The organism is Natrialba sp. PRR66 (assembly GCF_034808065.1).
Classification (GTDB): Archaea; Halobacteriota; Halobacteria; order Halobacteriales; family Natrialbaceae; genus Natrialba; species Natrialba aegyptia.
In genome coordinates, this window is sequence record NZ_JAXHGN010000001.1 from 236,935 (window position 1) to 262,674 (window position 25,740).

The following is a 25,740-nucleotide window of genomic DNA, read 5'->3' on the forward strand; positions in this document are numbered from 1 at the left end:
TCCCGGGATGCAGCGGCGGTCACGAAGGGTTTCTAGCCGGGAACTACTGAAGACGAGGCAAAACGGATCGGATCGGAAGCGGACAGCGAGGGTTGGGACCGCGGTTCAGTCGTCGGCCGGAGCCGCCGAATCGTCGGCCGAGACGCCCGTTCCAGGCCCGACATCGATTTCGAGTTCGTCGAGTTTCTCATCGGGGACGACGCCGTCGACCCAGCCGCGGTAGTCGTAGTACTCCTCTTTCATTTCGTCGAGTTCACAGAACTCGCCTTCGCTTGCGCCCTGACCGCGGATGCCGTCTTCGAGGAAGCGCTCGGGGAGCGAGTCGTCGTCGCCGTCGAAGCCGAGGAGGTTGTTGTAGTAGCGCTCCAGGTTGTAGACGCGTTCGCCGGCTTGCAGTAGTTCGTCTTCGGTGACGTCGCGGCCGGTCATGCCGTTGTACTGGAGGACGTACTCCTCGATGCCTTCCGCGAAGGCGTTGAACTTGCAGATGTCGAAGGAGTCGCTGATGGCGTGGAGATCCTGGAACTGGGCGGTGAGTTCGCCTTTGCCTTCGTATTCGTAGGGGTCGACCTTCTCTGGGATGCCCAGGATTTCGGCGGCCGGCGTGTAGCCGCGCAGGTGGCACGCCCCGCGGTTCGAGGTGGCGTAGCCGATCCCCATGCCTTTCAGGCAGCGCGGGTCGTAGGCGGCAATCGTCTGGCCCTTCACCGCAAGCGAGTTGTCGTGGGCCTCCTTGCGGTCCGCGACGCGGCGCGGGCCCTCGGCCAGCAGGTCCGCGAGGTCGTCCTCGCGGCGGGCGATGCGCTCGATCATGTCGACCATGGTCTCGTGGTCGCCCCAGTCGAGTCCGCCCTCGTCCTCGAGTTTGCCTTCTTCGGTCATCTCCATGGCCATCGCCATCATGTTCCCCGTGTCGATGGTGTCGACGCCCATGTCGTTACAGCGGTCGATCATGAGCGCGATGGCGTCGCGGTCGGTGTGTCCCGAGTTCGGTCCGAGCGAGTAGGCGGATTCGTACTCGTAGGACTCCATTCGGACGTTCATCTCCTCGCCCTTGTGCATCGCTTGCACTTCGACTTCCTTCTTGCAGGCGACCGGACAGGAGTGGCAGGTCGGTTCGTCGACGAGGATGTTCTCGCGGACGTTCTCGCCGGAGACGCGCTCGGCGTCGATATCGACGCCCTCGGACTCGCGCATGCTCTCGGTCGAGGTGTAGCGCCCGTTCTTGGTGGGGAGGCCGTCCATCTCCTCGCCGATGTTCATCAGGACGTTCGTCCCGTACTGCGAGAGACCGCCCTCGTTCGGCGCGGTAACCTCGGATTCCGTGATCGCCTGCATGGCCTGCTGGTGACCCTCGCGGAACGTCTCCTGGTCCGCCGGCTGGGGCATCTTCGTGCTCGATTTGATGACGATCGCTTTGAGGTTTTTCGACCCCATCACACAGCCGGTTCCGCCGCGGCCCGAGGCCCGGTCGTCCTCGTTCACGATGCAGGCGTACTTGACCTCGTTTTCGCCGCCGGGGCCGATCGCCATCAACGAGAGGTTCTTCCCGTAGGAGCCGTCGACTTCCTCTTCGAGCCGGTCGCGGGTTTCGTGGACGCCGTCCCCCCAGAGGTGGGAGGCGTCGCGGAGTTCGACCTCGCCGTCCTCGACGTAGGCGTAGACGGGGTCATCCGCTTGTCCTTCAACGAGCAGGCCGTCGAAGCCGGCCCACTTCAGGCGAGCGCCGGACCAGCCGCCGTGGTGGCTGTCGGTGACCGTGCCGGTCAGCGGCGATTTCGTACAGACGGCGATCCGCCCGCTCATCGTCACCTGCGTGCCCGACAGCGGCCCGTTCATGAACGCGAGCAGGTTGTCCGGTCCGAGCGGATCAACGTCCGGCCCCTGGTCGAAGACGTGCTTTACTCCGAGCCCGCGTGCACCGATATACTTCTGCGCATCCTCCTCGTCGATCGACTCGTAGTCGATCGTTCCCTCCGACAGATCGATACGAGCGAGCCGGTCCTGGAAACCACCGAGTTCAGTCATGGTAATCCCTCATCGTTTATTAAGGCCGCCAGAGTGTTAGTTGTTCACACCCTCGGGTAACGGGTTTCGGTTACAGCCAGTGTTACCAGTGTCTCGAACTGCCCGCCTGTACAATCGAGTTCAGGTGAGAGCGATTCAATGGGTCTTCGAGAGTCGCATCTAGTCACAACAGGAGTGCAATGATCGCCAGCACGATGAAGACCAGCACGAAAATCCGTGCGATCTCCATCGAGATGCCGGCGACACCCCGAGCACCGACTGCAGCCGCGACGATCGCGAGGACGAAAAAGACGATCGCCCAGTACAGAAAGCCGTCACCGGCGAGCTGGAGCGGCGGTGTGAACTCGAGCATAGTCTGGCCCAGCACAGCGACTCACATAAACGCCGTCGACCGTCTTTCACTGTTCACCTGCCTAACGACAGGCTACAACCCAGTAAGGTCTCTTTCCCGTTTCGTGGTCACACCCTACGCCGCTATCGATCATCGCGCGCTATCGCACGGATGCCCGTTCGCTAGCCGGTCACGGCGACTGATCCAGGATTTCGGTGAACTCGTCCGATAGGTTGTCCCTTGGTGTCTCTTCCCAAACGGTTAAGAGCATCCAAGCTATATGATAACACATGTCTACCCACCGTTCCCCGTTCGACCGGCTGCGGGCGAAGTTCGACGAAACCGAACTCACGTGTCGCCACTGTGGGTACCACGACGAGAGTGGTGGGTGGCGGGTCAGTTCATCTGGTGATCGCGTGCAGTATCAGTTCGTCTGTCCGTCCTGTGACGCCGTTGAAACGCGGGAAATGCGGCTTAGATAGGGAGAATGGGGGTCCGTTTATAGCGGGGTGCGAGGGAGGGACGAGAAGACTGGACGGCACAGACGAAGGCGCTTTAGGCGCTGGCCCGCTTTGTCCGCCCAATGAGTCAACCCACGCCCGAGGTCTACGAGCAGGGCAAGGGCATGGACGCCCACAACCAGGTAATGCGGGAGATCCGCTCGCGCAAGGAGGCGAGCTACGACCCCCACGAACCGACCCGCGTCTGGCTCGACGAGGACAACACGCCCGACGGCGTCAAACAGAGCCTGACCATCATTCTCAACACCGGCGGCTGTCGCTGGGCGCGCGCCGGCGGCTGTACCATGTGCGGCTACGTCGCCGAGAGCGTCGACGGCGGTAGCGTCAGCCACGAGGCCCTGATGAACCAGATCGACGTCTGTCTCGAGCACGAGCAAGAAAACGGGGACGAGCCGGCCCAGCTCATCAAGATCTACACCTCCGGATCCTTCCTCGATGAACGCGAAGTCGGTGCAAAGACGCGCCGCGCCATCGCCGACACCTTCGCCGACCGTGAACGGATCGTCGTCGAATCGCTCCCGGACTTCGTCGACCGCGAGAAGATCGGCGAGTTCACCCAGCACGGCATCGACACCGACGTTGCGATCGGACTCGAGACGGCGACCGATCGCGTGCGCCATGACTGCGTGAACAAGTACTTCGACTTCGCGGACTTCGAGGACGCCTGCGCGGAAGCCGCCCTCGCCGACGAGGACGCAGACGGCGAGGCAGACGCCGGCATCAAAGCCTATCTCCTGATGAAGCCGCCGTTTCTCACCGAATCCGAAGCCGCCGCTGATATGATTTCGTCCATCGAACGCTGCGCCGCCGTCGAGGGCTGTCACACCGTTTCGATGAATCCCTGTAACGTCCAGCGCTACACGATGGTCGACGAACTCTACTTCGACGACGGCTACCGGCCGCCGTGGCTCTGGTCGGTCGCACACGTGCTCGAGAAAACCGCCGACGTAGACGCAATCGTCGTCTCGGACCCGGTCGGTCACGGCTCCGACCGCGGGCCACACAACTGCCAGGAGTGTGATGACCTCGTACAGAAGGCGATCAAGGACTTCGACCTCCGACAGGACCCCAGCGTCTTCGAGCAGGTCTCCTGTGAGTGTGAGCGGACCTGGGAAGTCGTGATGGAGCGCGAGCGGAGTTTCAACCAGCCGCTGACGCGCTAAGTGCTACGTACTGAAATTACGTCTGATCGTTCCCTTTCTATGCAGTCTCGAAGCCGCGCAGCACACCCTGTCCGTCCGTCGGGCCGACATCGGGCAACGTCGCGCGCTCCGGATGTGGCATCAAGACGGCGACCGTCTCGCGCTCTCCGAGGATGCCCGCGATGTTGTGCTTCGATCCGTTCGGATTCGCGTCGACGCTCGGTTCACCGTTTGCGTCGCAGTACCGAAAGAGCACGCGGTCGTCGTCCTCGAGTTCAGTCAGTCGCTGCTCGCTGATCTCGTAGCGGCCTTCACCGTGGGCGATGGGGATCTCGATGACGTCGCCCTCGTCGTAGGCGGCGGTCCAGGGGGTGTCGTCGCGTTCGACGCGGAGGTGGACGTGTTCACACTGGAAGCGGGCGCTCTCGTTGGTCGTGAACGCGCCGTCGGTGAGGCCGGTCTCGCAGCCGATCTGTGCGCCGTTGCAGACGCCGAGGACGGGCGTGCCGTCGGCGGCGGCCTCGCGGACCGCGGACACGATCGGGGAGCGGGCGGCCATCGCGCCGGCGCGGAGGTAGTCGCCGTAGGAGAAGCCGCCGGGGAGGACGATACCGGTCGTGTCTTCGGGGAGACCGTCCTCGTGCCAGACGATTTCGGCGTCGATACCGAGGTGCGTGAGCGCGCGTTCGGCGTCGCGGTCGCAGTTCGAACCGCCAAAGCGGATGATCGAGACCGTCACAGTCGCCACCTCGACGTGGCGCGACCCACGGGTTCGAGCAGCGTGATTGGGACGGACATCTACCGTTCGTCGACCTCCACGTCGTAATCGTGGATGGTCGGGTTCGCGAGCAGTCGTTCCGCCATGTCCTCCGCGCGTTCGCGGGCTGCCGCGATCGAGTCGGCTTCGAGGTCGACTTCGAAGCGATCGGCCGAGCGCAGCGCTTCGAGTTCGAAACCGAGCCGTTCGAGGGCCTGTTTGGTGGTTTCGGCCTCGGGATCGAGGACGCCGTGTTTGAGTCGAACCGTCACCGTGGCGGTGTAGGCGGTCATCACCTGAAACCCCGTAACCGTGCTCAAAAACGCTTTCGGCTTCGCTACGTAATCCACGTTTGTGGATAGGTATTGTAGCGAGGGTGCCGAGCAGTCACAGCGAGTCTGGCTTCTGGGAGAGGAACGAGAAATCGCTATCGTGTTGAAACGCCTATCTTTTTTGTTTGGAAGGGGAAGACAAACGTATGACCTCGGGTCGGCCGGTGATCCACGTTTCCACGCTTGCGTGCACCCTCGCCTCACTGGTGCTTTCCCTGGGCCTGCTTACACTGGCCGTGATCGATGTCGGCCTCGCGATCGTCGTCATTATCTTTGCGTTCATTTTCGGCGGCAACCTGCTCGGACAGATCACGACGGCATTGGCCGACGAAGTGACGAGTTCAGTCGACAAGTCGAAACCGAACGACACGTCTGCCGATTCCCTCGAAACGCTGCGAGCGCGGTACGCAAGCGGCGACCTCTCGGACGCCGAGTTCGAGCGGAAACTCGAGACTCTCGTCGAGACGGAGACCGAGACCGATGCCGCTCGGTACCTCGCTGATCAGTCCCGGCAAGGCGATCGCGGCCGCCCTCCGTTCGATTCTGCGGCCGAACGCGATGGTGGCACTGCCCGGGAGGACGGGATCGACGCTACTCGCGACCGTGACCCCAATCTCAGTCCCGACCCCGAGCGGTCGATCGAGTGACGCCGATAGCGGTCCCTCCCTCGTGAGACCGCAATGGTGGTATCGAATCTCTCACAGAGGCAGACGTGGAAAGCAGGACTTTTAGCCGCCCGTGGACTGAGATGCGTACTGATACTGATGTCCCGACGTACGCTCGAGCGGAGGTGGCCACGATGACGACCGACGTGACCGAAATTACGGTGATCGGAGACGACGACACCGGGCTCGTCGCCCGGGTGACGAGCCTTCTGTTCGAGCGCGGGATCAACATCGAGGACCTCGATCAGGCGGTTCGAGACGGCGTCTTCCGGATGTCCCTCGCCGTCGATACGAGCGAGATGGTCTGTACGGAGGCGACGCTTCGGGAGGATCTTCACGACCTCGGCGACGACCTCGGCCTCGACGTGCAGGTACGCTTCCCCGCAGACCGCGAGACCCAGGAGATCGCCGTCCTCGGGACGAAGGAGAGCCACTGTCTCGAGGCCCTGTTCGAAGCCTGGGCCAACGACGAACTCGGTGCCGACATCGGGGTCGTCATCGGCAATCACGACGATCTCCAGCCGCTCGCCGAGCACTACGGGGTCCCGTTCCACGACATCGGCGACGAGAAAGGCCAGCAAAACGAGGAGCAACTCATCGACCTCCTCGCGGAGTACGACGCCGACCTCATCGTTCTGGCGCGCTACATGCGCATCCTGAGTCCGAACGTCGTCTTCCGCTACGAGGACCGGATTATCAACGTCCACCCCTCGTTGCTGCCCGCGTTCCCCGGTGCAGAGGCCTACCGTCAGGCTGTCGAAGAGGGCGTCCGCGTCGCCGGTGTGACCGCCCACTACGTCACGACGGACCTCGATCAGGGACCGATCATCACCCAGCGCGCCTTCGACGTGCCCGACGACGCCGACATCGAGGAGATGAAACGACGCGGCCAGCCGCTCGAAGCCGACGCCCTCCTCGAAGCGGTCAAACTCCACCTCAACGGCGATGTCTCCGTCCACCGCGGCCGAACGACGGTCCGCGAGAACGGAACCGGGTACCAGCTTGGCCTGCCATCGAAAATCGACGATGTCACCCCTGACCGCCCCGTCGACGGCATCGGCAGCGCAGTCGCAGACGACCACTCTGGCACCCACGAATCCTGACCGACACGCAGTAGCGGATCGTTCGGGAATTTTGAATTCTAGTTTCCGAATTCGAGTCCGCCCACCTACTTTCCGAAACGTTCATCTACTCGACGGACAGATTTGATACTATGTCTCCCGGAACGGAGCCGGTCGGCCGGCAACGGGCTCTCGATTGCGATGTCGTCGCCGCAATCGACGAGTTCGACGGCGAGCCACACTATATCATCGCCGATATTTCGCGGGATGAAGCCTGGCTCTCGATCGCTGAACCCGACGCCGAACCGCTCGAGGCGTGGCGATAGGGTCATTTGAACGACGACCGACACTCGCTCTGACGCTGCCGGGTCCGGTGTTTGCTGACTGAACTCGAGATCACAGACAGCGGCTGTGAAAAACGATTTTACTTATAACTACGTGCTATCGACGACAGCGACTGCGACTGCGACTTCGACACCGCTAACGAAAAACAACTACCGATACGATCGGACTCCGAGACACTCAATCCGCGTCCGTCGGCTCGATGGAGGGCCCGCCCTGTGCGGACGAGACAACTCGATCCGTCCACGTATTGGAGACGACCGGAGCCAACGCGAGGACGACCATGGTCGCGACGAAGACAGTCAGCATAACGCCAGCGACGATAGTGAACCCGATAACAGGGTCAAACGGGACGATACTCGAAACGATACTCGTGGGAACCGTCATGTGAGGTCGTGCTGCACTCGGGACCCGTCGAATATGAGCGTTACTTTCTGTACCGAGATGCCGACCGCGGCGAGTTACAGCCGGCGGACGGCACCGATTGCCGACGAGAGCGGCGGGGCATCGAAGAGTTCCTGTCCAGTGTAGGTGTTTGCACCTGCACAGTACATATCTCGGGCAGTTTCGAGGACACCGTCGTCGAGCGATTCCGGCTCACGAGTGCACAGTGCCTTCCAGTCGGCGACGCCGTCCCGTTTTGCCTCGGCCTTTGCAGTCTCGACGGCCTGCACCCACTCCGGCTGGGTGCGCTTGTGGTACTGGCGGAGCACTTCCTTCGAAAGTTGCGTGCCCTCGTAGCTAAACCGGTTCTCGTCGAACGTGCCGACGACGTCTGCAACGCGAATCTCTCCGTCGTAGTAGAGACACTCGATTTTGCCGTCCTGGTGGTCGAGTCCGGCCGAGTCAGCCTGGTCGGTGATGATCCGGTTGGCCTCGCGTGCGAGTTCAGCGAGCGCGTCGATGTCGGCGCGGCCGGCGATGGCGTCGGCTTCCGCGCGGTCGAGGTAGCGGTCACTTTCCTCGTACTTCGTGGAGAACTCGACGATCGGGTCGTCGAGGTCGACGGGGTCGTCGGGCCAGGTGTCGAACGCGAGGCCGTGATCGGACGGCTCGGTACGGCTGCGAAGGCTGGAGCCGACCGGGACCTCGTTGCGGAAGACGATTTCGAGCGGGATGAGGTAGTTCGTGCCGGCGGCGTCGTGGTAGTGGTCGTAGTCGTATTCGCGACCGTCGTTCGGGAGGTCGGGAACCTGGGTGAGATCGATGGCCATCTGCCAGGGCGGGCGAGAGGCGTCCTCGAGCGAGACGACCTCGCCGTTCTCGACAACACCGCGGTAGTGTGTCGGGACGCCCTCGGATTCGAGCAGCTCGAAGTTAAACGCGCCCATCGTACAGAGACTCGCGCCCTTTTCGGGGATTTGATCGGGCATCTTCCCCCAGTCGAAGACGGAGTAGTCGTCGGTGAAGACGAACGACCCGCGGCCGAGTTCGGTATCGGTTGCCGCGTCGTCGATCTGGAACTCTTTAACGCTCGTCACGCTCGCCACCTCGTACGGGCATGGAGCCGGTCACCGTCGTCCATACCTCAGTTGCCGGGACGGTGGGTCAAGAAGGTTTCAATATCGCTTGCCAGCCGTCCGAGGCGAAAAGCGGCGAGAGGCGTCGAGTGACGGAAGAAGGGGGTCAGTTCGCCGGCGGGTTGACCGGTTCCATCACGTTTTTCTCGCTGTGTGCGTATCGTTACCTCGATGGAGCGCCCGGTGACCGAGGCTGATCTCACGTTCGAGCACGTTCCCGAGACCGACCAGGCGTTCGAGAACGCACTCGAGAAGGCACGGACAGGTGAGCGACTGACGGTCGACGACGCGATCGAGTTGCTCACGACAGGGACGGATACCGACGGTATCGACGACGCGCGCAAGGAACGGGTGCTCGAGGCGGCGGATCACCGTCGAGCGGACGTCGTCGGCGAGGAAGTAACCTTCGTCGCGAATCTGAACAACAACGTCACGACGGCCTGTAACGTGGGCTGTCTGTTCTGTAACTTCAAGGACGCCGCACACACGTTCGAACGCGAGACGGCGGTCCAGACGGCGGGCTTTACGAAGACGCCCGAAGAATCACGAGAGATCGTCGCAGACGCCGTTTCGCGCGGGATCTACGAGGTCACGTCCGTCTCCGGGCTTCACCCGGCGTTCGCGCTCGACGAGGAACACCGCGAAATCCTCGACGCCCATCCGAATCCCAAGGAAATCAACTACAAGCCGCCCGAGCGCTACGACACCGACCCCGGAACCTACGCGGCGCAACTCGAGGCGATGAGCGTCGACGGCGTCCACGTCCACTCGATGACGCCGGAAGAGGGATACCACGCCAAGCGCGGAACGGACTGGTCCTACGAGGACGTGTACGGCCGACTCGCCGAGGCCGGCCTCGACACTGTTCCCGGGACCGCCGCCGAAATCCTCGTCGATGAAGTGCGAGACGTGATCTGCCCGGGAAAGATCACCACCGACGGCTGGCTCGAAGCGATGGAGGCCGCGGCGAACGTCGGCCTCGGCCTCACGGCGACGATCATGTACGGTCACGTCGAGAACGAGGCCCACCGTGCGATGCACCTCAAGCGAGTTCGCGAACTCCAGGAGCGCGTCGACGGCGCGATCACGGAGTTCGTCCCGCTCTCGTTTATCCACCAGAACACGCCGCTGTTCGAACACGACGTGGTCGACAGTGGTGCCTCCCAGGCCGAAGACGAACTCATGATCGCCGTCTCGCGGCTCTTCCTCGATAACATCGACCACATCCAGTCCTCGTGGGTCAAGTACGGCGACGAGGCCGGACTCAAGATGCTTCACTGCGGCGCAGACGACTTCATGGGGACGATCCTCTCCGAGGAGATCACGAAGCGGGCCGGCGGCGAGTTCGGCGAGTTCAGATCGGTCGCCGACTACGTCGAGTTGATCTCTTCGATCGGACGGGTGCCGGTCGAGCGGTCGACGGACTACGAGACGCGGCGGGTGGTCGATCCGGCCGCCTCGTCGTTCGGTCCTGAACTCGGGCCGAAGGCCGACGGAACGCCGTTGCTTGCCGGCGGAGAGCGACCGGTTTCGGCGGACGACTGAGCGGCGGATTTCTAGCGGACGACTGAGCGGCGGATTTCTAGCGGACGACTGAGCGGCGGATTTCTAGCGGACGACTGAGCGGCGGGTTTCTCGCGGACGATTGAGCGGTGGGTTTCTGGCAGCCGATTGAGTGGTAGATTTCTGGTGGACGGTCGAACGGTGAAGTTTCAGGAGTGGAAAACGCTCGGCGGGGTCTTTTATACCAGCGTTCGACGGACTAGCTGCCAGCGACGACTGGGGGAGTCGGATCGGCAGTCGTGACGAACCGGTGGGTGGCCGTCGGACGGTCACTCTCCCCGATAGCAGCGCTTCTATCTATAAATTACTACATATAAAAACAAGGAATTTTTATATATTCAGTAACGAGAGTCATCCACACTGAAATGACAGGAATACTCACTGCCGTCCGAGAGCTACTCGGGACGATCGCACGGTCGTACGTGACCGTCGTCGTCGCTGCCCTCCTCGTCGGCGCTGCGGTCGCGCCGATCGCCTGGGGGGCCACGAGCGGCCCGGATGGCTCCGTTGCGGTCATCGAAGTCGACCAGTCGATTACCGAGGCATCCGCCGACGAAATCGCAGCCGATCTCGAGACGGCCCGCGAGAACGGGTCGATCGACGCGGTCGTTCTCGAGATCGATAGCCCCGGTGGCGGCGTTACCGCGAGCGAACGCCTCTATCTCGCCGTCGAGCGCACCGCCGAAGAAATGCCCGTCATCGCCAGCATCCAATCGATGGGTGCCTCCGGTGCGTACTACATGAGCGCCCCGACGGACGACATCTACGTCTCCCCGAGTTCGACCGTCGGCAGCATCGGCGTCCGCGCAACCTACACCGATAGCTCAGCCACGAACGAGATCAGGACCGGTCCCGACAAGGGTACAATGAGCGAGACGCAGGTCAAAGAACAGACCGAGCTGATGAAACAGACGTTCCTCGGCTCGGTCCTCGAACACCGCGGCGACGACCTCTCGCTTTCCGAAACCGAACTCTCCTACGCGAAGGTCTACACCGGTACCGAGGCCGTCGACAACGGGCTCGCAGACGAAATCGGCGATACCGAAGTCGCGGTGGGCGAGGCCGCGGATCGCGCCGGACTCGGCGACTACGAAACCGTCACGATGGAACGGAGTTCGTCTCTCGGCACCGGGATCCTCCTCGAGGGCGACGACAGCGGCGGCGAAACCGCTGCAACCGGGCCGCACCACCACCCGCAGACGTTCGGCCAGTACGGTGACGTGTCCACACCCGCGTTCCTCGCGCTCTGGGGGAGCGTCGACGGCGAGACCGTCATCGCCGAGACCGGTGGCGAACGCACCGCATCCGATGCGGCAGGACCGACACCATCACTGGAGGCCCCACAGGGAGGTGCCTCGCCATGAGTGCAGGCCCGCTCCGCTCGCGACTCGCGCTGTTCGTCACCGTCGTCCTCCTCACCGTCGCCGCCGTCACCGCCGCCGGCGTCGTGACCGACCAGGGACAGACGGCGAAACCGACCGTCGACCAGCCCCATTTCCAGCCGAACGCGACCGCCGTCGATGAACTCGACCAGAGCGGCGAGATCGAGTTCAGTTCGACCGGGTCGAAGACGGTGCTGATCGACGTAGCTCACGGAAACGGTGTCTCGGAGGCGGATTTACAGCCGGTCGTCTCGGCGCTGACCGCGGCCGGACACACCGTCACCTACCACGAAGGTGCCGGTCAGTTCGCCGACAGCCCGGACGCTGCGCTCAGGAGTGACTTGCAGGATGCGGACGCGTTCATCGTCGCGGAGCCGACCCAGCGGTACACGGCAGGCGAGGCCGACGCCGTCACGGAGTTCGCCGACGCCGGCGGCCGCGTCATGTTCGCTGCCGGACCGAGCGGCGGTGACGTGAGCACTGCCGTCGGCGACCTGCTCGGCGATGCCAGTGGTGCCGAACCCGGCCAGGGCGAGTTCGCCGCGGTCACGTCGCCGCTCGGGATCGCCTACGATACCGGCTCCCTCTACGACATGAACTCCGTCGGCTCGAACTATCGGACGATCGATGTGACGTCGGCGTCGGAGACGGCCCTGACGGACGGCGTCGACCGGGTCGTTCTCGATAGCCCAACGGCGGTCGTCTCCGATGGAGAGACGCTCTTGACAACGAGCGAAACGGCCGAACACGAGGAGAGCCGCCACTCGGGCGAGTTCGGCGTCGCCGTCCGAAGCGATAACGCGGTCGCGGTCGGTGACACGGGCTTTATGTCCTCGGAGACTGCCACCATCGCGGATAACGAAGTCTTCATCGGAAACCTTCTGGAATTCCTCGTCGGCGGCGAGAAGACGCCGGGCGAGCCGAGTGTCCCCGACGGCGCAACCGGCGGACAGGGAGCGGCCGGTGGGCAGACCGGAACGGGACAGACTGACGGCACGATGATCACGCCCTGAATACGTCACTCCCCTTCGCGTTTTTAGTCACAGACACTCATCTTGCCGGACAGCAGTCACTGACTTCTCGGTCGCGTCTCACAGCTCATCGCTCGTGACGACGGCCGTCCGAGTGCGATCTGTGTGTAACGGATTCGTCCGGTAGAATCAGTCGTCCGTTGTCGTCGAAATCGTCGCCTCACCCCGAAGCACCGATCGATACCGCCGTCCGCCGGCATCGTCCGCCGTCAGCGCCGCCCGAATCCGCGGTGAGAGCCACTCGCGTGTCTCCGGTTCAGCGCCGGCTCCATTCCCACCGGTTCCCGCCGCTGGCACGCCGCTGAACTCGTCGGTGCGCAGGTCGGCCGGCAGGAATCGCTCGTATACCGGGAGCCGTTCGCAAAGTGGAAGGCCGGCGTCGGCGGCGATATCCTCGAGTTCTCGGAGCGCCGGCCAGGTGTAGTCGGGGTTGATGTGGTCATCGGTGACGGGAGAGACGCCGCCGAGGTCGTCGACGCCGCAGTCGACGAGTTCGCGGGCGGCCGTGAGGTTCGGCGGGACCTGCACGGAGATCTCCTTGGGGAGGGCGACCCGCGCCATCGCCGTGACGCGGCGCATCGTTTCGAGGTCGGGGGAGCCGTCGCGCCAGCGCTCGTTGCTCACGACGGGTTGGATGATAACCTCTTGAATGTGATCGTACCGCTCGTGCAGCTCGCGGATGGCGAGCAGGCTCTCGGCGCGGTCGTGCCAGTCCTCGCCGATGCCGACGAGGATGCCGGTTGTAAACGCCACGTCGAGCTCGCCTGCGTTCGCGATCGTCCGCAGGCGTTGACCCGGTTCCTTCTGTCGGGGGCCGCCGTGGGCATCGACGTCGGCGGTCGTTTCGAGCATCACGCCCATGCTGGCGTTGACGTCGGCGACCGTCGCCAGCTGCTCGCGGGTCTGGTCGCCGGGATTCGCGTGCGGGAGCAGCCCCTCCTCCAGGGCGACCTCGCAGGCCGCTCGCAGGTAGGTGTGAATCGAGTCGTAGCCCCATGCATCGAGCTGGTCGTGGATCTCGGTGTAGCGGTCGTCGGGATCGTCGCCGAAGGTGAACAGCGCCTCGGTACAGCCGGCGTCGGCTCCCCGTTTGCAGATGTCCCGAACCTCCTCGAGCGAGAGCAGGGAGGCCTGTCCCGGCGGATCGAAGTACGTACAGTAGGTGCAGGTGTACCGACACGCCGTCGTCAGCGGGACGAAGACGTTCCGCGAGAAACTCAGCTCCGACGGCGGTCCGACGTGATCGGGTTCGACAGCCAGCAGGTCGGTGATCGCCGCCTCGTCGATCGTGAGTTCGACATCGTACTCCGCCGCCCCGGGAATCATTACCTCGGTGTGTCGTTGCGCCGCCCTAAAGCGTTTCACTTCGAGCGGTATCCTCGTCGATCCGCCTCGGGCAATCCGCAGTCGGTTGCGGTCGATCCGCGGTCAGTTTTCGCAGGAATCGGACGCCGAATCGGCAGCCGAGCGGTCGACGCCGACCCGCCCGTCGCTCGTCTCGAGTTCGAATCCCCACTCCCGGAGCGTCGTCGCTGTCCGTCCGCGACCGTGGAGCAATACCTCGGCCAGATCCGCCGGTTCGTCGATATCCGTTCCCAGCCGAAACGAGTCGACCGTCTCGATCGTCGCGCCGACTTCCCGGGCGCGCGCTCGGTGGTCGCGATACGAGGCTCCGTGATAGTCCACTCTGAACTCCGGGTGGCGAACCACGAGCGCGTTCGTTCCGCCGCCGCGTCCGGGCGCGATGACGACATCTCCCGGCGTCTCGACGACGTCCGTAATCGCTTCGGGGGTTGCAAGCGCCAGATCCGCCATAACGATCGCGACGGGCTCCGCCGTCGCCGCGAGATGGGCGTTCACTGCCTCGGTTAACGGCCGGTCGTCGACCGCGACGGCCGGGCGTGGTGCACGGTCGGTGAACTCGTCATACTCGTCGAGTTCGATCGGTGCCGTCGACAGGATCAGCGGCTCGAGTTCTGCGTCGGCCTCGACGATTGCACCGAGAACGTCCGCGAGCATGGCTCTGGCCACACTGCGTCGCTCGCCGGGAGCGAGTATCGTGCTGAGACGCGTCTTCGGCGTCTCGGCAGCGAACGGGACGACGACCTGCATTTATCAGTGGTTAGAAACAGGCATCCAAAAACACGTCGAACTCCCGGGTTGGGATCATACCCCATGTCACTCAGGGACTCGTTCGTCCGTTTCGTTCGTGGCCCCCGTCACGAACACCCGGAAACGACACGAGAGAGGCGCTACAGCACGTGCATTCGTTGCGAGTAGTCGAACCAGCTGCGGTTCCGAACCGGTCCTCGCGAGTTCAGTTCGGTAGCGGTCGGTGAACTTGATCCGTCAGAACAACGGCTCGAGTTCGTCCTCGTCGTCCTCGACGAGTTCTTCGAGGTTCTCTTCGCTTTCGGCCTGGATGTCGTCCATGTTGTCCTGGGCCTCGATGGCGACCTGCTGGAGACGTTTGATCCGGGGGACGTTCGTGACGCCCGAGAGCAGGATCGCTGCGGCGACTTCCGGTTTTTCGCGCGGGTAGTCGCCACCGCGGACTTCCATGCTGCCGGTTTCCTCTTCGAGCCACTTGCGCCCGCGCTCGATGCCTTTTCGGTTTAAGTACTCCGAGGGGCCGCCGAGGACGAGTAGCGCGCGTTCGGTGCCCTCTATCTCACAGGGGAGCGTGAGTCGACCGAGGGCGGCCTTGCGAACGAGACTGGTGATCCGGTTGGTCGTGTTTGCGGCGTCGAGTCCCTCGTCGCTGGCTCCGTCGCCGGTGAACCGGGAGAGCAGTCCGCCGCTGGTGTTGAGTTCGACCTCCTCGCTCGCGAAGCCGACGGTCGAGACGCCCCCGCCCGAGAGCGTGTTGATGATCTCGGAGGAGTCGACGACGCTCTCTGCGACTTCCTGATCGCCGGCGACTTCGCCGGCACCGAACAGGAGCCCGAACCGGCGGACGATCTCCTCGTTGATCTGTTCGTAGCCGCCTTCGACGGACTCGCCGGTCTGTCGCCAGGAGTCGTTGTCGAAGACGAGCAGGTTGTCGACCTCGCGAACGAAGGTCTGGAACGAGCGCGCCGCGTTAAGCGTGTAGATGCCGCCCTCGTCCGTGCCGGGGAGAACGCCGAGACCGTAGACGGGAATCGTATAGATCCGCTGGAGATGCTTCGCAAGAACTGGCGCACCGCCAGAGCCGGTCCCACCACCCATGCCGGAGACGATCAGGAACGCGTCGACCTCGTGGGTCGGAATCGAGTCGATCGCGTTTTGCACTTCGTCGATGTCTTCTTCGGCGATTTCCGCGCCGAGTTCGTTGTCCGCTCCAACGCCGTGGCCCTTGACACGGGCCTGACCGATGAGAACGCGATTGTCCTGTGGAATCCGTTCGAGACCCATCAGATCCGCCTTCGCGGAGTTTACAGCGATCGCCGCACGGACGATACCGCTGTTAGTCCGATCGTCGTAATCGAGGAATCGATCGACGATTTTGCCACCGGCCTGTCCAAATCCGATCATCGCCAGCTTCATACTTTGTCAGGGGGCTCCGTTGATTTGGACCAGAGCGATTAGGACTATAAGTCTTTCTATGAAGTGAATTTCTTGCATAATTCTATATCGCCATAAATCGATAGACTGAGGCGGGTTTGAAGAAACATCTACTCAACAGCCAATAGATATAAGTCGGTAACTTGAGACATAGACAGCGGCCGATTAGGCGAGCGGTCGACTCCTCTCGCGCGGCGTCCCATCTCGCACGCCAAGATACGCACCGAGCGTCAACAGATCGGCTGGTTCGACGCCGAACGCCTGCACGTCGTTCTCCGCGACGGTGTTATCGAACTCGAGCGAGCGCGCCTGGTCTGCTCCGAACGGAACGAACGGCAGCGGGTCGGCGGCGGTGAGTCCGAGCTTCGTGAGCGCCATCGGTATCGGGAGGATCGTCACCGGTCGACCGTCCGCCTCGTAGACGAGTTCGGTCGCGTCGGCCAGGGTGACGACTTGCGGACCGCCGAGCTCGTACGTGCGTCCGACGTGGGTGTCGTCTACGAGCGCATCGGCGAGAAGCGGTGCGAAGTCGCCGACCCAGATCGGCTGAAAGCGCGTCTTCCCGCCGCCGGGAAGCCCGGTCAGGTACGGTGTCGTGAGTTGTTTTGCGAAGGAAAGGAACTCGCCGCCGTCGCCGAAGACGACTGCGGGACGGACGATCGTCCAACTCAGTGCCGCTTCGCGGACGATCGACTCGGCGCGGCCCTTGGTGCGAATATACGCCGTCGGCCCGTCGGGATCGGCACCGAGGGCGCTGAGCTGGAGGAATCGATCGACGCCGTGTTCCTCGGCCGCTCGAACCAGGTTTTCCGTGCCGCCGAGATGGACCGTCTCGTGGTCGGTCCCGCCGGGGGGCTGGTAGAGCGGGGAGAGGGCGACGAGGTTGGCGATGGCGTCGTGGCCCGCGACGGCGTCGACGATCGAATCGTAGGCGCTCACGTCGCCCGTCGACAGGTCGACCTCGTCGGGGAGTTCGTCGGCGTCTTCGGCCGTCGGGTTTCGGGACAACGCCGTGACCTCGTGGCCGCGTTCGGCGAGTTCGGTACAGAGGTGCGTGCCGATGAAGCCGGTGCCGCCGGCGACGAGGACCTGCATAGGTGAGACATGCACTCGATTCCCCAAATAAGTAGTTGCCGCGGAGAGTCACCGTGGCCGTCGGTACGAGAAAGCTATTTACTCGTGACAGCAGGTACGGGCCCCATTCAACCGTGACAACAAACACGAACGTCGTCACCGCTCGCGCAGTCGACAACGGCCACTCGACAGATTGTAATACCTCACCCGACGACGTGCGAGCATGCTCGTCACGCTCGAGGGACTCGACGGGAGCGGCAAAACGACGGTCTGGGAGGCCCTGCAGAAATCCCACCCCGACGCCGTCTTCACCCGCGAACCCACCAACGACTCCTGGTACGGCGACGCCGTCTACCGATCGATCGAAGACGACGACGCCGACTCGCTCGCCGAACTCTTCCTCTACACTGCCGATCACGCCGACCACCTCTCCCGAAAGATCGAACCAGCCCTCGAGCGCGGCGAACTCGTCGTCTCCGATCGCTACGCCGACTCCCGATTCGCCTACCAGGGGGCGACGCTCGCGGAGACCGAGCGCGTCGAGAACCCCCTCGAGTACGTTATCGACATCCACGACGCGTTCTCGGTCGAACCCGACCTGACACTCTATCTCGACCTCGATCCCGAGACGGCCGCCCGACGCGCCGGCTCGACGAACAAGTTCGAACGCGTCGACTACCTCACCGCGGTCCGGGAGAACTACGAACGGCTGTGCGAACGATACGACGACCGGTTCGTCCGTATCGACGCCGCCCAATCACCAGCCGCGGTTCTCGAGGACGTGCGTGACGTACTCGCGGCCACCGTTGACCGCTGAACGCTGAGTGCTGAACGCGAACACTGAGTACTGAACGCTGAACTCACAGTACACCCGGCCGATTCACAACCGCTCGGACAGCCGGCGTCGAGTTCGGAAACAGAAGCGCGCCGATCGGTAGCCGAGTGCAGGGTCAGGGTAGTATCAGAGCAGTACCAGGGCAGCGTTACCCGTCGTTCCGGTCCATCGCGATGTAGGTCTTCGTGTCGGTCACGCCCTCGAGACCCTGAATATCCGAGGAGACGGCCTTGAGAACGTCGTAGACTTCCGGGGCATCGATCTCGACGATAATGTCGTAGTTGCCCGCGACGATGTGGGCGTTCGCGACCGACTCGAGCGCGGTCACCTGTGAGAGCAGCCCCTCCGACTTGCCGGCCGCCGTCTTGACCATGATAAACGCGTGGACCATCGTTCGCCGGTGTGGTACACTCCCGCACGACTAAAGCCTTTGCCTCACCGGACGGCACGGGCGTCAGTCGAACTCGTCCGGGACGGTCATCCCCTCGACCACGTCGAACGCTTCGTCGCCGTCGAATCGAGTCGGATCGAAGGCGTCGATGCCGTCGCCACCGTCGTCGCCGAGCACCTGTCGGGCGAGCCGCTGACCGATCGCCGGCGCGCGCATAAAGCCGTGACCCTGGAAGCCGGTTGCGACGTACAGTCCGTCCGTTAGTTGCCCGACCAGCGGATCGCGGTCCGGCGTCGCCGTACAGAGTCCGGCCCAGGCCCGCTCGAGTTCAACGTCGGCATTGGGCAATCGATGGCGTACGCGATCGAGCAGGTCCGACGCGAACTCGGGATTTGCGTCCCGGTCGTAGTCGTCCGGGTCGGCCTCCCACTCCTCGGTGCCGTCGCCGGCGAGCAGCCCCTCCGGGTGCGGGCGGAGGTAGAACCCGTCGCTAGCGTCGTAACACGTCGGCTCCGGGTGGTCGCAGCTCGCGACGAGCGCCTGGACGCGGTAGGGTTTCATGGCGATCGAGATGCCGGCATCCGCGAGGAGTCGCTTCGTGTGCGCGCCGGCGGTCACGAGGACCGCGTCGAACTCGTCGACGGTCCCGTCTTCGCGGACGATTTGGGATGGGTCAGTTCGGATGCTGACGGGCGTGTCGGTCTCGAGCGTCGCGCCCGCCCCAGTTGCTGCGGCGGCGAGACAGGCGGTGTATTGGCCGGGATCCGTGTACCCCGCGCCGCCGGCGACGCCCGCGACGGCCACGTCGTCGGCCCGCACGGTCGGGAACCGGTCTGCGAGTTCAGCGCTGTCCATCGTGACGGCGACGACGCCTTGCGCTTGCATCCGTTCGACCTGGTCGCGGATGGCGTCGGCACGCCGGTCGTCCCCTTCGCAGGCGAGCCAGACGTAGGGACACTCGACGAAGGGGAACGTGTCGTTGCCCGAGAGCGCCCGGAAGCGTTCGATCGCATCGCTTGCGATTTCGGCGTCGAGCGAGTCCGCGAAGGCGTCATAACAGATGCCGGCCGCGCGGCCGCTCGAGCCGTGTGCGACGCCGCCGCGGTCGTACAGCGTTACGTCCGCGCCCTCGCGCGCCAGATCGTAGGCTGCGGTCGCACCGACGGCTCCCGCACCGACGACAGCGACCGAAAGCCCCGCACCCTGGTCGGTGAAGGCATCGGCACCGACGGCGAGTTCGGTTTCGTCGCTCATTTGTGATCACGCGGCCAGCAGTCCGCGAGCGGTCGCGCCACGAGCCAGTCGAGCAGCGCGTCAAGGTGATCGCGCCCGGCCTCGAACAACGCCGCACCCTTCTCGGGGTCGGCCTGGGTCGGCCGGCCGACCGCCCCGCTCTCCGAGAAGTCGATCGTATCGAAGCCGACCGGCGCACCGTGGCTGAACTCGCCCCAGGAGTCGCTCGCCCCCGCTTCCGCGGCCGCGAACTCGTCCGGCCGAACGAGGTCCTCGCGGAGGTGCCAGAGCAGGCTCGACTCCATCGCGTCGGCGTGACCGCCGTCCTCGTCGAACAGGTCGGCCGCGAGGTCGTCGACGCTGTCCCACCAGTTCCAGGGGGGTGCGAACGCCGTTTCCTCGTTTCGCAGGGTCCGTGCGACCCGTCGGAGCGCGTCCGTGTTGCCACCGTGGCCATTGACCACGACGGTCTTGCGAACGCCGTGCTCGGCGAGGCTCGCGACCGTTTCCTCGATGTAGCGTTCGAACGTCGGTGCGGAGACGTACAGCGTGCCGTCGAACTGTCGGTGGTGGCCGCTGACGCCGACCGGAATCGTCGGGAGGACTACGGTATCCTCGCGATCGGTTGCGGAACGGGCGAACGCCTCGGCGGCCATGAAGTCCATCCCGAGCGGTAACGCCGGCCCGTGCTGTTCGGTGCTCCCAGTCGGTAGCACGGCGACCTCGGCTGACCCGAGTTCGTCGGCAGCGTTGGTCGTCGTGCGTTCGGCGAGCAGTGTCATGCCGTCCTCTGGTTGCCGGAGTGACTTATATCGTCTGCCGTTCGTTTCGAAGAAATAGCGGTCCTACTCGAGGAACGCCTCGAGTTCGCGAGCGGGGTAGCCGACGACAGTCGTCGCGCCGGCCTCGCGGAGCGCGTCGGTCTGTTCGCGGACCGCGGCTTCGGTGCCGACGAGCGCGTAGTCCTCGGCGGCGGCGAGCAGGACCTCGCGAGTTCGGCCCGTCGCGCGCGAATCAGTGATGTCTTCGTCCCCGTCGTCCGGGAGCGCCGCGGCGACCGGTCGCCGGCGAGCGACGTAGTCCCCGACGGCGTCGAGGATTGCGTCGTCCTCGTCCGCGAGCACCGTCGGCGCGTAGACTGCGATGTCGCCGTCGAAGGTCGCAGCTCGAAGCGCCCGCAACTCGCGCATCGTCGTTCGCGAGAGCAGATCGTACTGAGTTGCGCCCGTCGCCATTGCGATTCGTTCGACGCTCTCGGTGCCGACCCAGGAGTCGGGGTTCGTTTCGAGCGCCGCGCCGAGTCGGGGCGCGACGGCGCGGTTCCGCTCGTCGTCGGTGAGGTAGGCGGGGTGGCCGGCGACGAGGATGCGCTCGACGCCCGCCGGGAGTTCGGCGGCGAGCGAATCGTCCCCCAGGGGGTCGAACCCATCGGCGCGAACGGGCGTCGTCAGCCGTACCGTCGCGTCGGCCGAAAGCGCCTCGAGCGTCCGCCGATCCGGGACGTGATCGTGCCCCTCGTAATCGATCGCGATCGTCTCGACCGGCAGCGACGCCGCTCGTTCGACGGCACACTCGGCCGGTTTGAGCGCGATCGCATCCAGGCCGGCGCGGGCAACTGAACTCGTTGTTAGCATCGATGGACACCTCGCATGGAGCTGGGAGTGGGTACTTCGTCTCGAAAACGGCAAGAACAGTACAACTGAACGCGATCGGATCGAAATCGGGTCAGGTGACGGCGGCGACAACTGTCTGTGGAAACGGTGTCGTTATCGCCCGTGCGGAACTCGACCCATCGTCTGTGCGACCATAGGAGTGCTGGGTCCGGCGCGTGCAAAAACCTGACGCTCGATGCGGATCTTTCGAGAACCGGCGGGCCGCTCAGGTGTCCGACGCCCCGTCGAACGGCGTCGCCAACTCGAGTAACTGGACGAGAATCCGACCCGTGGCCCCCCAGACGGTGTAGCCGTCGACGCGGAAGTAGTGGACCACGATATCGCCGTAGTAGGGGTGATCGCGTCGCTCGAACTCGTAGTTATCCGGATCGAGCAGGTCGGACAGCGACAGAAGCACGATTTCGGCGACTTCGTTGTCGTCGCGTTCGTACTCTCTGTCCGGAACGCGGGCGACGAACGGCGTGACCGCGTACTCGCTGACCGTGCGGATGTCGTCGAGTTGGCCGACGAGTTCGGCTTCGGTGGGGTCGAGGCCGATCTCTTCGTTGGCTTCGCGGAGTGCGGTATCGAGAATGGAGTCGTCGATCGACTCGGCTCCGCCGCCGGGAAAGCTCATCTGCCCGGGGTGGTCGCCGAGGTGGTCGGCGCGGCGGGTAAACAGGAGGTGGTCCTCGTCGTTGCGGTCGATAATCGGCGCGAGTACTGCGGCGTTGAACTGCTGGTCGTCGATCCCGACGGGTTCGTGAGCGGCGACCGGTTCGAGGGTGAGCCGCCGGCTCATCTCACTCGAGCGCCTCCGAAATGGTCCGGCGCGCGGGCGCTAAATCGAGCGGTGCCCAGGCTTCGAGATCGTAGCTCACGTCGAGCAGGTGTGACAGTCGCTCCTCGTCGGCCGATTCGGTGGCTTCCGCGACTGCATCGTCGAACCGTTCGCGGGCGCTCTCGCCGAGTGCAGTTCGGTCGAGTTCTCGTCGCTCGACGTCGAGGATGTGGGGAACGTCCTCGGCGTGGTCCGGAACGGTTGGAAACGCCGTCGGGCCGGCAACCAGGAGGGGTGCCGTCGGTTCCGAGGGAGCGGTGACGGCGGTCGGCGGGGAGCGAACGAGTGCGAACGACGCGAGTGCACCGTCGATCGTCTCCTCGAGTGCCGTCTCGTTGACGGACTGGCCGTCCGCACGGAAGGCGGCCTCCGAGAGGGCGCGGTCGAGTTCTGTCCTCGTCAACCCGCCGAAGAGGTCGACGACGCCGGCCAGTTCGTCGGCGGTCGCATCCATACGCGGTGTAACGGGTGGTTCGCTGATAAAGATTGATAGCCGTCAGTCGGCCACAGCGCGGCGTCTGAGTCGATAGTGATCGATTGTGGTTGATCGCCCTAATCGTCCGCGCTCGTCTCGAGTCGCGTCGCGTCGTCGAGCCACGGCTGAGACGCGGCGAGAACGGACGCCGGTTCGACCGGTGCGTTCGTCCACTCCGGCAGTCGTCGGTCGAGACCGGGCGGCCCGATCGAGTCGGCGTAGCGCTCGAGTTGGTCTCGTTCGGCCGCCGGATCGTACGCGAGTTCATTGAACGCGGCGTCGGCGCGGTACTGGTCGATCAGTCGCCGGCCGGCGGCCAGGTAGCGCTCGGGAAGCGTCTCGTAGTTCAGTTCGACGCCACCCTCCTCGAGGACGCGACAGAGCGTCGCCGCGACCTCACGGCTCATCCCCTCGAGTCCGGTATCGCCCGCGACTGCGCGGTGATCGTGGACGTGGCGCCCGAGGTCGACCTGTGCGCTCCCCTCGAAGCCGGCGTGTTCGAACGCGTCACCGAGAATACCGACTTCGAGTCCCCAGGCCTGCGGCGCGCGGAGACGACGCGCAAGGTCGGCAGTCATCGCGAACTCGCCGGCCAGCGCGTACCGGAACGAGTCGAGGTATGAGAGCACATCCGCGTCGTGTTCGTCGCCCACTGCGCGAAGCAACGGGCGATAAAACAGTCGAAACAGCCGCCCGTAGAGGCGGTTCTGCTCGATGCGCGCGTAGTAGCCCTTGGTGAACTCGAACTCCTGGTTCATTGCCAGCGGCGCGATCAGCCGGCGGACGTGGGTCGCCTCGTAGCTCCGGGCGTCGGCGTCGTGGACCACGATGAACTCCGCGGCTTCGGCTGCGGGTCCGAGCGCGAGCCACACGTCGCGGCCCTTGCCCGTTCCCTCGCCGTTCGGAAGGCCGGCGTCGGCGAGCACGGCTTCGACGGCGGGGGCGTTACACCAGAGAACCCGAATCGGCAGCGAAAACGAGGCGAGCCACTCGCGAAACGGCTCGATCCGATCGGGGTCCGCACGGACGGGCACGAAGACGGCGGCGGGCGCGGGGTCGAGACGCTCGAGTTCGGCCAGGACGCGGGCGGCGGCGGGGCTGTCGTGTTCGCGCCCGGCCATGGGGACGACGATGGCGGTCTCGCGCAGGTGGTCGTCCGTGGGGAACTCGGGTTGCCGGTCGTGTTCGCGCTCGTACTCGCGCTCACCAGCGGGAGCGGTCTCCCCAGACTCGCGCGCTGTCTCCGCACGCTGTCCCCGACGGGTGCGCTGGGGCCGTTGGGTGGGTTGGGTGCGGAAATCGTGGAGCGTCGCGATCCGCTCCTGGACGTACTCCATCGGTAGGGTGTTCGGCCGAATCGATAAAACGTCCACGACTCTCGCTGAGACCTGCTCTCAGCAATCATGTTTTCTATTTTACAGAAACTCTGGCCACTACCCCACTCACGGCGTTCGATACGGTCCCGCAAAGCCCTGGTCTTTTTCTTCTAGACCTTCCTACGTAGTGAACATGAAATCTGTCCGGAAGGCGCTGCGCGAGGGTAAACTCGACAAAGACACGTACGATCGGCTCGTCTGTGCCGATTGCGAGAAACCGTTGAAGACCGAAAACGATCCGGATCAGATCAAGACGGTTCGAATCTGTCCAGATTGTGATACGGAGTGGAAAGAGATCCGGTAGCTACTGGGTCGGTTCTATCGCAGTTCGGGATGTTCGGTGCAGTCTCATTGGAGTTGGTTTCGGTTCCGGTCCCAGTCCCGTTTCCGGTCCCGGATCAAGTTCGGTGTCGCTGTGGAGTCCGATTTCGACCACGACTCTCTCGACTTCCGGCGGGTTCCGTTCGCCGTCGCTAGGCTAGCGGTGATCGCGCGCGAGCGACTGCCGGGAAACTGCTTTTAGGGCCGTTCGTCGTCAACGGGGGTACGGTGTAGCGTGAGCTACGATGCACTCTCCGAGCGACTCTCGGTCGCCTTCGACAGCGAGGACGATGGTGGAGGGAGCGACGAAAGCGGCATCCACGTCGTTTCGCTTCCCGATGGCAGCGTCGACTACTTCTACAGCCTCGAGGATCCGCAGGGAAAACTACTCGACACGACCGCCGCGTTCGGTCGACGACTCACCGACGGCGAGACGACGTTCCCGCTCACACCGACCGATACCCGACCCGGCGGCCAGGCGACCAACGCAGCGATGCAAATCCACGAACTCGGCGAGCGGGCGACGCTCGTCGGCCACCTCGATCATCCCGTCTTCGACGACCTCGGATTCGAAACGTACTCGATGGGAACGCCGGCGACGATCAACGTTCTCGAGTTCAGCGATGGCGACGTGTTGCTTCCGGAGCCGGGTCCGGCAGACGACTGGACGATAGCCGCTCTCGACGCTGTCGTCGACTGGCCCGACCTGATTCGCGCAGACGCGTTCTGTTGTGTCAACTGGGTCTCAGTCCGCGGCCTCACCGACGTCTTCGACCGACTCGCGTCGAACCCGCCCTCGACCGACTCCTTCCCGATCGTCGTCGATCCCGGCGAGATCGGCGTCCACGACGAGGCGGCCGTTGCAGCGTTCTTTCGAACGCTCTCGGAGACGGACGCGGTCGACCCGCTCGATATCGTTTGCAGCGTCAATCCGACGGAGTTCGACTGCGTCGCTGCGGTTCTCGATATCGACGACGACCGGTCACACCTCGATCGACTCGCCGCGGCGCGAACTGCACTCGGCGTTCACACCATCGTCGTCCACGGTCCCGAGGCAGCTCGTGCGACGACGCCGGACGGCGTCGTCTCCGTCGACATGCTCGAGACGGCGACGACGAAACGGACGACCGGTGCAGGTGACCGCTTCTCCGGCGCACTGGCCTGTGCGCTGGCGCGGGGCTGGTCGACTGAACTCGCGCTTGCACTCGCCAACGCCTGCGCTGCACACTTCGTGGCGACTGCAGAAACGGCGACGCCGGGTGCGCTCCGTGAGTTTCTCGCGGATCGCGAGAGACAGTGACTGACCGCGGCTGCGTCCGCA

At 64.3% G+C, this 25,740-nt stretch carries 28 protein-coding genes; 11 read left to right on the plus strand and 17 right to left on the minus strand.

The features are described 5' to 3' along the window. Positions 1-105: 105 nt before the first annotated feature. Together SM755_RS01135 and SM755_RS01140 are read right to left on the minus strand one after the other, a co-directional pair. The gene (locus SM755_RS01135) at positions 106-2,028 is read right to left on the minus strand and encodes an aldehyde ferredoxin oxidoreductase family protein (protein WP_323171086.1); all 1,923 of its coding nucleotides are present in this window, start codon (positions 2,026-2,028) and stop codon (positions 106-108) included. Between the two features lie 163 nt (positions 2,029-2,191). Next, entirely contained in the window at positions 2,192-2,380 is a 189-nt protein-coding gene (locus SM755_RS01140; RefSeq protein ID WP_323171087.1) for a DUF1328 family protein, read from the minus strand. Between the two features lie 269 nt (positions 2,381-2,649). On the opposite strand from SM755_RS01140, the gene SM755_RS01145 reads away from it, so the two are divergent. Then, a complete protein-coding gene (locus SM755_RS01145; protein ID WP_323171088.1) occupies positions 2,650-2,841 on the plus strand; it encodes an HVO_0649 family zinc finger protein in 192 nt (63 codons plus the stop codon). A 101-nt stretch (positions 2,842-2,942) separates the two neighbouring features. Continuing rightward, positions 2,943-4,043: an archaeosine biosynthesis radical SAM protein RaSEA gene (locus tag SM755_RS01150; protein ID WP_323171089.1), complete on the plus strand. Its 1,101-nt coding sequence runs from the start codon at positions 2,943-2,945 to the stop codon at positions 4,041-4,043. A gap of 37 nt (positions 4,044-4,080) precedes the next feature. Here the strand turns inward: SM755_RS01150 and purQ are convergent, their stop codons facing one another. After that, positions 4,081-4,761 (minus strand): phosphoribosylformylglycinamidine synthase I, encoded by a 681-nt coding sequence (purQ, locus tag SM755_RS01155; RefSeq protein ID WP_323171090.1) that lies wholly within the window; start codon positions 4,759-4,761, stop codon positions 4,081-4,083. A 59-nt stretch (positions 4,762-4,820) separates the two neighbouring features. Continuing rightward, positions 4,821-5,072 carry a phosphoribosylformylglycinamidine synthase subunit PurS gene (gene purS / locus SM755_RS01160; RefSeq protein ID WP_323171091.1) on the minus strand — a complete coding sequence of 84 codons (252 nt, stop codon included), beginning with the start codon at positions 5,070-5,072 and terminating at the stop codon, positions 4,821-4,823. A 185-nt stretch (positions 5,073-5,257) separates the two neighbouring features. Between purS and SM755_RS01165 the strand changes: the two genes are divergently transcribed. The 3 genes from SM755_RS01165 (at position 5,258) to SM755_RS01175 (ending at position 7,163) form a co-directional block, all read left to right on the plus strand. Next, a complete protein-coding gene (locus SM755_RS01165) occupies positions 5,258-5,758 on the plus strand; it encodes an SHOCT domain-containing protein (RefSeq protein ID WP_323171092.1) in 501 nt (166 codons plus the stop codon). Between the two features lie 152 nt (positions 5,759-5,910). Further along, positions 5,911-6,879 carry a formyltetrahydrofolate deformylase gene (locus tag SM755_RS01170; RefSeq protein WP_323171865.1) on the plus strand — a complete coding sequence of 323 codons (969 nt, stop codon included), beginning with the start codon at positions 5,911-5,913 and terminating at the stop codon, positions 6,877-6,879. A gap of 110 nt (positions 6,880-6,989) precedes the next feature. Beyond that, on the plus strand, positions 6,990-7,163 hold the full coding sequence (locus tag SM755_RS01175) for a hypothetical protein (protein ID WP_006664586.1): 174 nt from the start codon (positions 6,990-6,992) through the stop codon (positions 7,161-7,163). Between the two features lie 196 nt (positions 7,164-7,359). Here SM755_RS01175 and SM755_RS01180 read toward each other — a convergent pair whose 3' ends face one another. Beyond that, positions 7,360-7,566, minus strand: coding sequence for a hypothetical protein (locus SM755_RS01180; protein WP_323171093.1), 207 nt, complete (start codon positions 7,564-7,566; stop codon positions 7,360-7,362). A gap of 74 nt (positions 7,567-7,640) precedes the next feature. Further along, positions 7,641-8,660 (minus strand): phosphoribosylaminoimidazolesuccinocarboxamide synthase, encoded by a 1,020-nt coding sequence (locus SM755_RS01185; RefSeq protein ID WP_323171094.1) that lies wholly within the window; start codon positions 8,658-8,660, stop codon positions 7,641-7,643. Between the two features lie 210 nt (positions 8,661-8,870). Here SM755_RS01185 and cofH point away from each other — a divergent pair, with 210 nt between their 5' ends. The 3 genes from cofH (at position 8,871) to SM755_RS01200 (ending at position 12,657) form a co-directional block, all read left to right on the plus strand. Next, positions 8,871-10,244 (plus strand): 7,8-didemethyl-8-hydroxy-5-deazariboflavin synthase subunit CofH, encoded by a 1,374-nt coding sequence (cofH, locus tag SM755_RS01190; protein WP_006664582.1) that lies wholly within the window; start codon positions 8,871-8,873, stop codon positions 10,242-10,244. A 383-nt stretch (positions 10,245-10,627) separates the two neighbouring features. Then, a complete protein-coding gene (locus SM755_RS01195; RefSeq protein ID WP_323171095.1) occupies positions 10,628-11,626 on the plus strand; it encodes a S49 family peptidase in 999 nt (332 codons plus the stop codon). Beyond that, positions 11,623-12,657 (plus strand): hypothetical protein, encoded by a 1,035-nt coding sequence (locus SM755_RS01200; protein WP_323171096.1) that lies wholly within the window; start codon positions 11,623-11,625, stop codon positions 12,655-12,657. Before SM755_RS01195 ends, SM755_RS01200 begins: the two co-directional genes overlap by 4 nt. Positions 12,658-12,804: 147 nt before the next feature. On the opposite strand, the gene cofG is transcribed toward SM755_RS01200, so the two are convergent. The 4 genes from cofG to SM755_RS01220 all read right to left on the minus strand — a co-directional run bounded on the left by cofG (position 12,805) and on the right by SM755_RS01220 (position 17,316). After that, the gene (gene cofG, locus SM755_RS01205) at positions 12,805-14,001 is read right to left on the minus strand and encodes a 7,8-didemethyl-8-hydroxy-5-deazariboflavin synthase subunit CofG (protein ID WP_323171097.1); all 1,197 of its coding nucleotides are present in this window, start codon (positions 13,999-14,001) and stop codon (positions 12,805-12,807) included. A gap of 102 nt (positions 14,002-14,103) precedes the next feature. Further along, positions 14,104-14,787, minus strand: coding sequence for a 2-phospho-L-lactate guanylyltransferase (gene cofC / locus SM755_RS01210; protein ID WP_323171098.1), 684 nt, complete (start codon positions 14,785-14,787; stop codon positions 14,104-14,106). A gap of 237 nt (positions 14,788-15,024) precedes the next feature. After that, positions 15,025-16,203 carry a tubulin/FtsZ family protein gene (locus SM755_RS01215; RefSeq protein ID WP_006664577.1) on the minus strand — a complete coding sequence of 393 codons (1,179 nt, stop codon included), beginning with the start codon at positions 16,201-16,203 and terminating at the stop codon, positions 15,025-15,027. Positions 16,204-16,386: 183 nt separating this feature from the next. Further along, positions 16,387-17,316 (minus strand): complex I NDUFA9 subunit family protein, encoded by a 930-nt coding sequence (locus SM755_RS01220; RefSeq protein WP_323171099.1) that lies wholly within the window; start codon positions 17,314-17,316, stop codon positions 16,387-16,389. Between the two features lie 202 nt (positions 17,317-17,518). On the opposite strand from SM755_RS01220, the gene tmk reads away from it, so the two are divergent. Beyond that, positions 17,519-18,112 (plus strand): dTMP kinase, encoded by a 594-nt coding sequence (gene tmk / locus SM755_RS01225; RefSeq protein WP_323171100.1) that lies wholly within the window; start codon positions 17,519-17,521, stop codon positions 18,110-18,112. 166 nt (positions 18,113-18,278) lie between these two features. Here the strand turns inward: tmk and SM755_RS01230 are convergent, their stop codons facing one another. The 7 genes from SM755_RS01230 to SM755_RS01260 all read right to left on the minus strand — a co-directional run bounded on the left by SM755_RS01230 (position 18,279) and on the right by SM755_RS01260 (position 24,059). Then, on the minus strand, positions 18,279-18,521 hold the full coding sequence (locus SM755_RS01230; RefSeq protein ID WP_006664574.1) for an Lrp/AsnC family transcriptional regulator: 243 nt from the start codon (positions 18,519-18,521) through the stop codon (positions 18,279-18,281). A 63-nt stretch (positions 18,522-18,584) separates the two neighbouring features. Beyond that, a complete protein-coding gene (locus SM755_RS01235) occupies positions 18,585-19,775 on the minus strand; it encodes an FAD-binding oxidoreductase (RefSeq protein ID WP_323171101.1) in 1,191 nt (396 codons plus the stop codon). Next, the gene (locus SM755_RS01240) at positions 19,772-20,536 is read right to left on the minus strand and encodes a creatininase family protein (protein WP_323171102.1); all 765 of its coding nucleotides are present in this window, start codon (positions 20,534-20,536) and stop codon (positions 19,772-19,774) included. The genes SM755_RS01235 and SM755_RS01240 overlap by 4 nt, the downstream gene beginning before the upstream one ends. Before the next feature lie 63 nt (positions 20,537-20,599). Beyond that, positions 20,600-21,388, minus strand: coding sequence for a luciferase (locus SM755_RS01245; protein WP_323171103.1), 789 nt, complete (start codon positions 21,386-21,388; stop codon positions 20,600-20,602). Positions 21,389-21,632: 244 nt separating this feature from the next. Continuing rightward, positions 21,633-22,208, minus strand: coding sequence for a CoA pyrophosphatase (locus SM755_RS01250; RefSeq protein ID WP_323171104.1), 576 nt, complete (start codon positions 22,206-22,208; stop codon positions 21,633-21,635). A gap of 1 nt (position 22,209) precedes the next feature. After that, a complete protein-coding gene (locus SM755_RS01255) occupies positions 22,210-22,701 on the minus strand; it encodes a hypothetical protein (RefSeq protein WP_006664569.1) in 492 nt (163 codons plus the stop codon). A gap of 98 nt (positions 22,702-22,799) precedes the next feature. Then, on the minus strand, positions 22,800-24,059 hold the full coding sequence (locus SM755_RS01260; RefSeq protein WP_323171105.1) for a glycosyl transferase family 2: 1,260 nt from the start codon (positions 24,057-24,059) through the stop codon (positions 22,800-22,802). A 172-nt stretch (positions 24,060-24,231) separates the two neighbouring features. On the opposite strand from SM755_RS01260, the gene SM755_RS01265 reads away from it, so the two are divergent. Together SM755_RS01265 and SM755_RS01270 are read left to right on the plus strand one after the other, a co-directional pair. Then, entirely contained in the window at positions 24,232-24,402 is a 171-nt protein-coding gene (locus tag SM755_RS01265) for an HVO_0758 family zinc finger protein (RefSeq protein ID WP_006664567.1), read from the plus strand. 252 nt (positions 24,403-24,654) lie between these two features. Beyond that, a complete protein-coding gene (locus tag SM755_RS01270) occupies positions 24,655-25,719 on the plus strand; it encodes a PfkB family carbohydrate kinase (protein WP_323171106.1) in 1,065 nt (354 codons plus the stop codon). Positions 25,720-25,740: the final 21 nt, after the last annotated feature.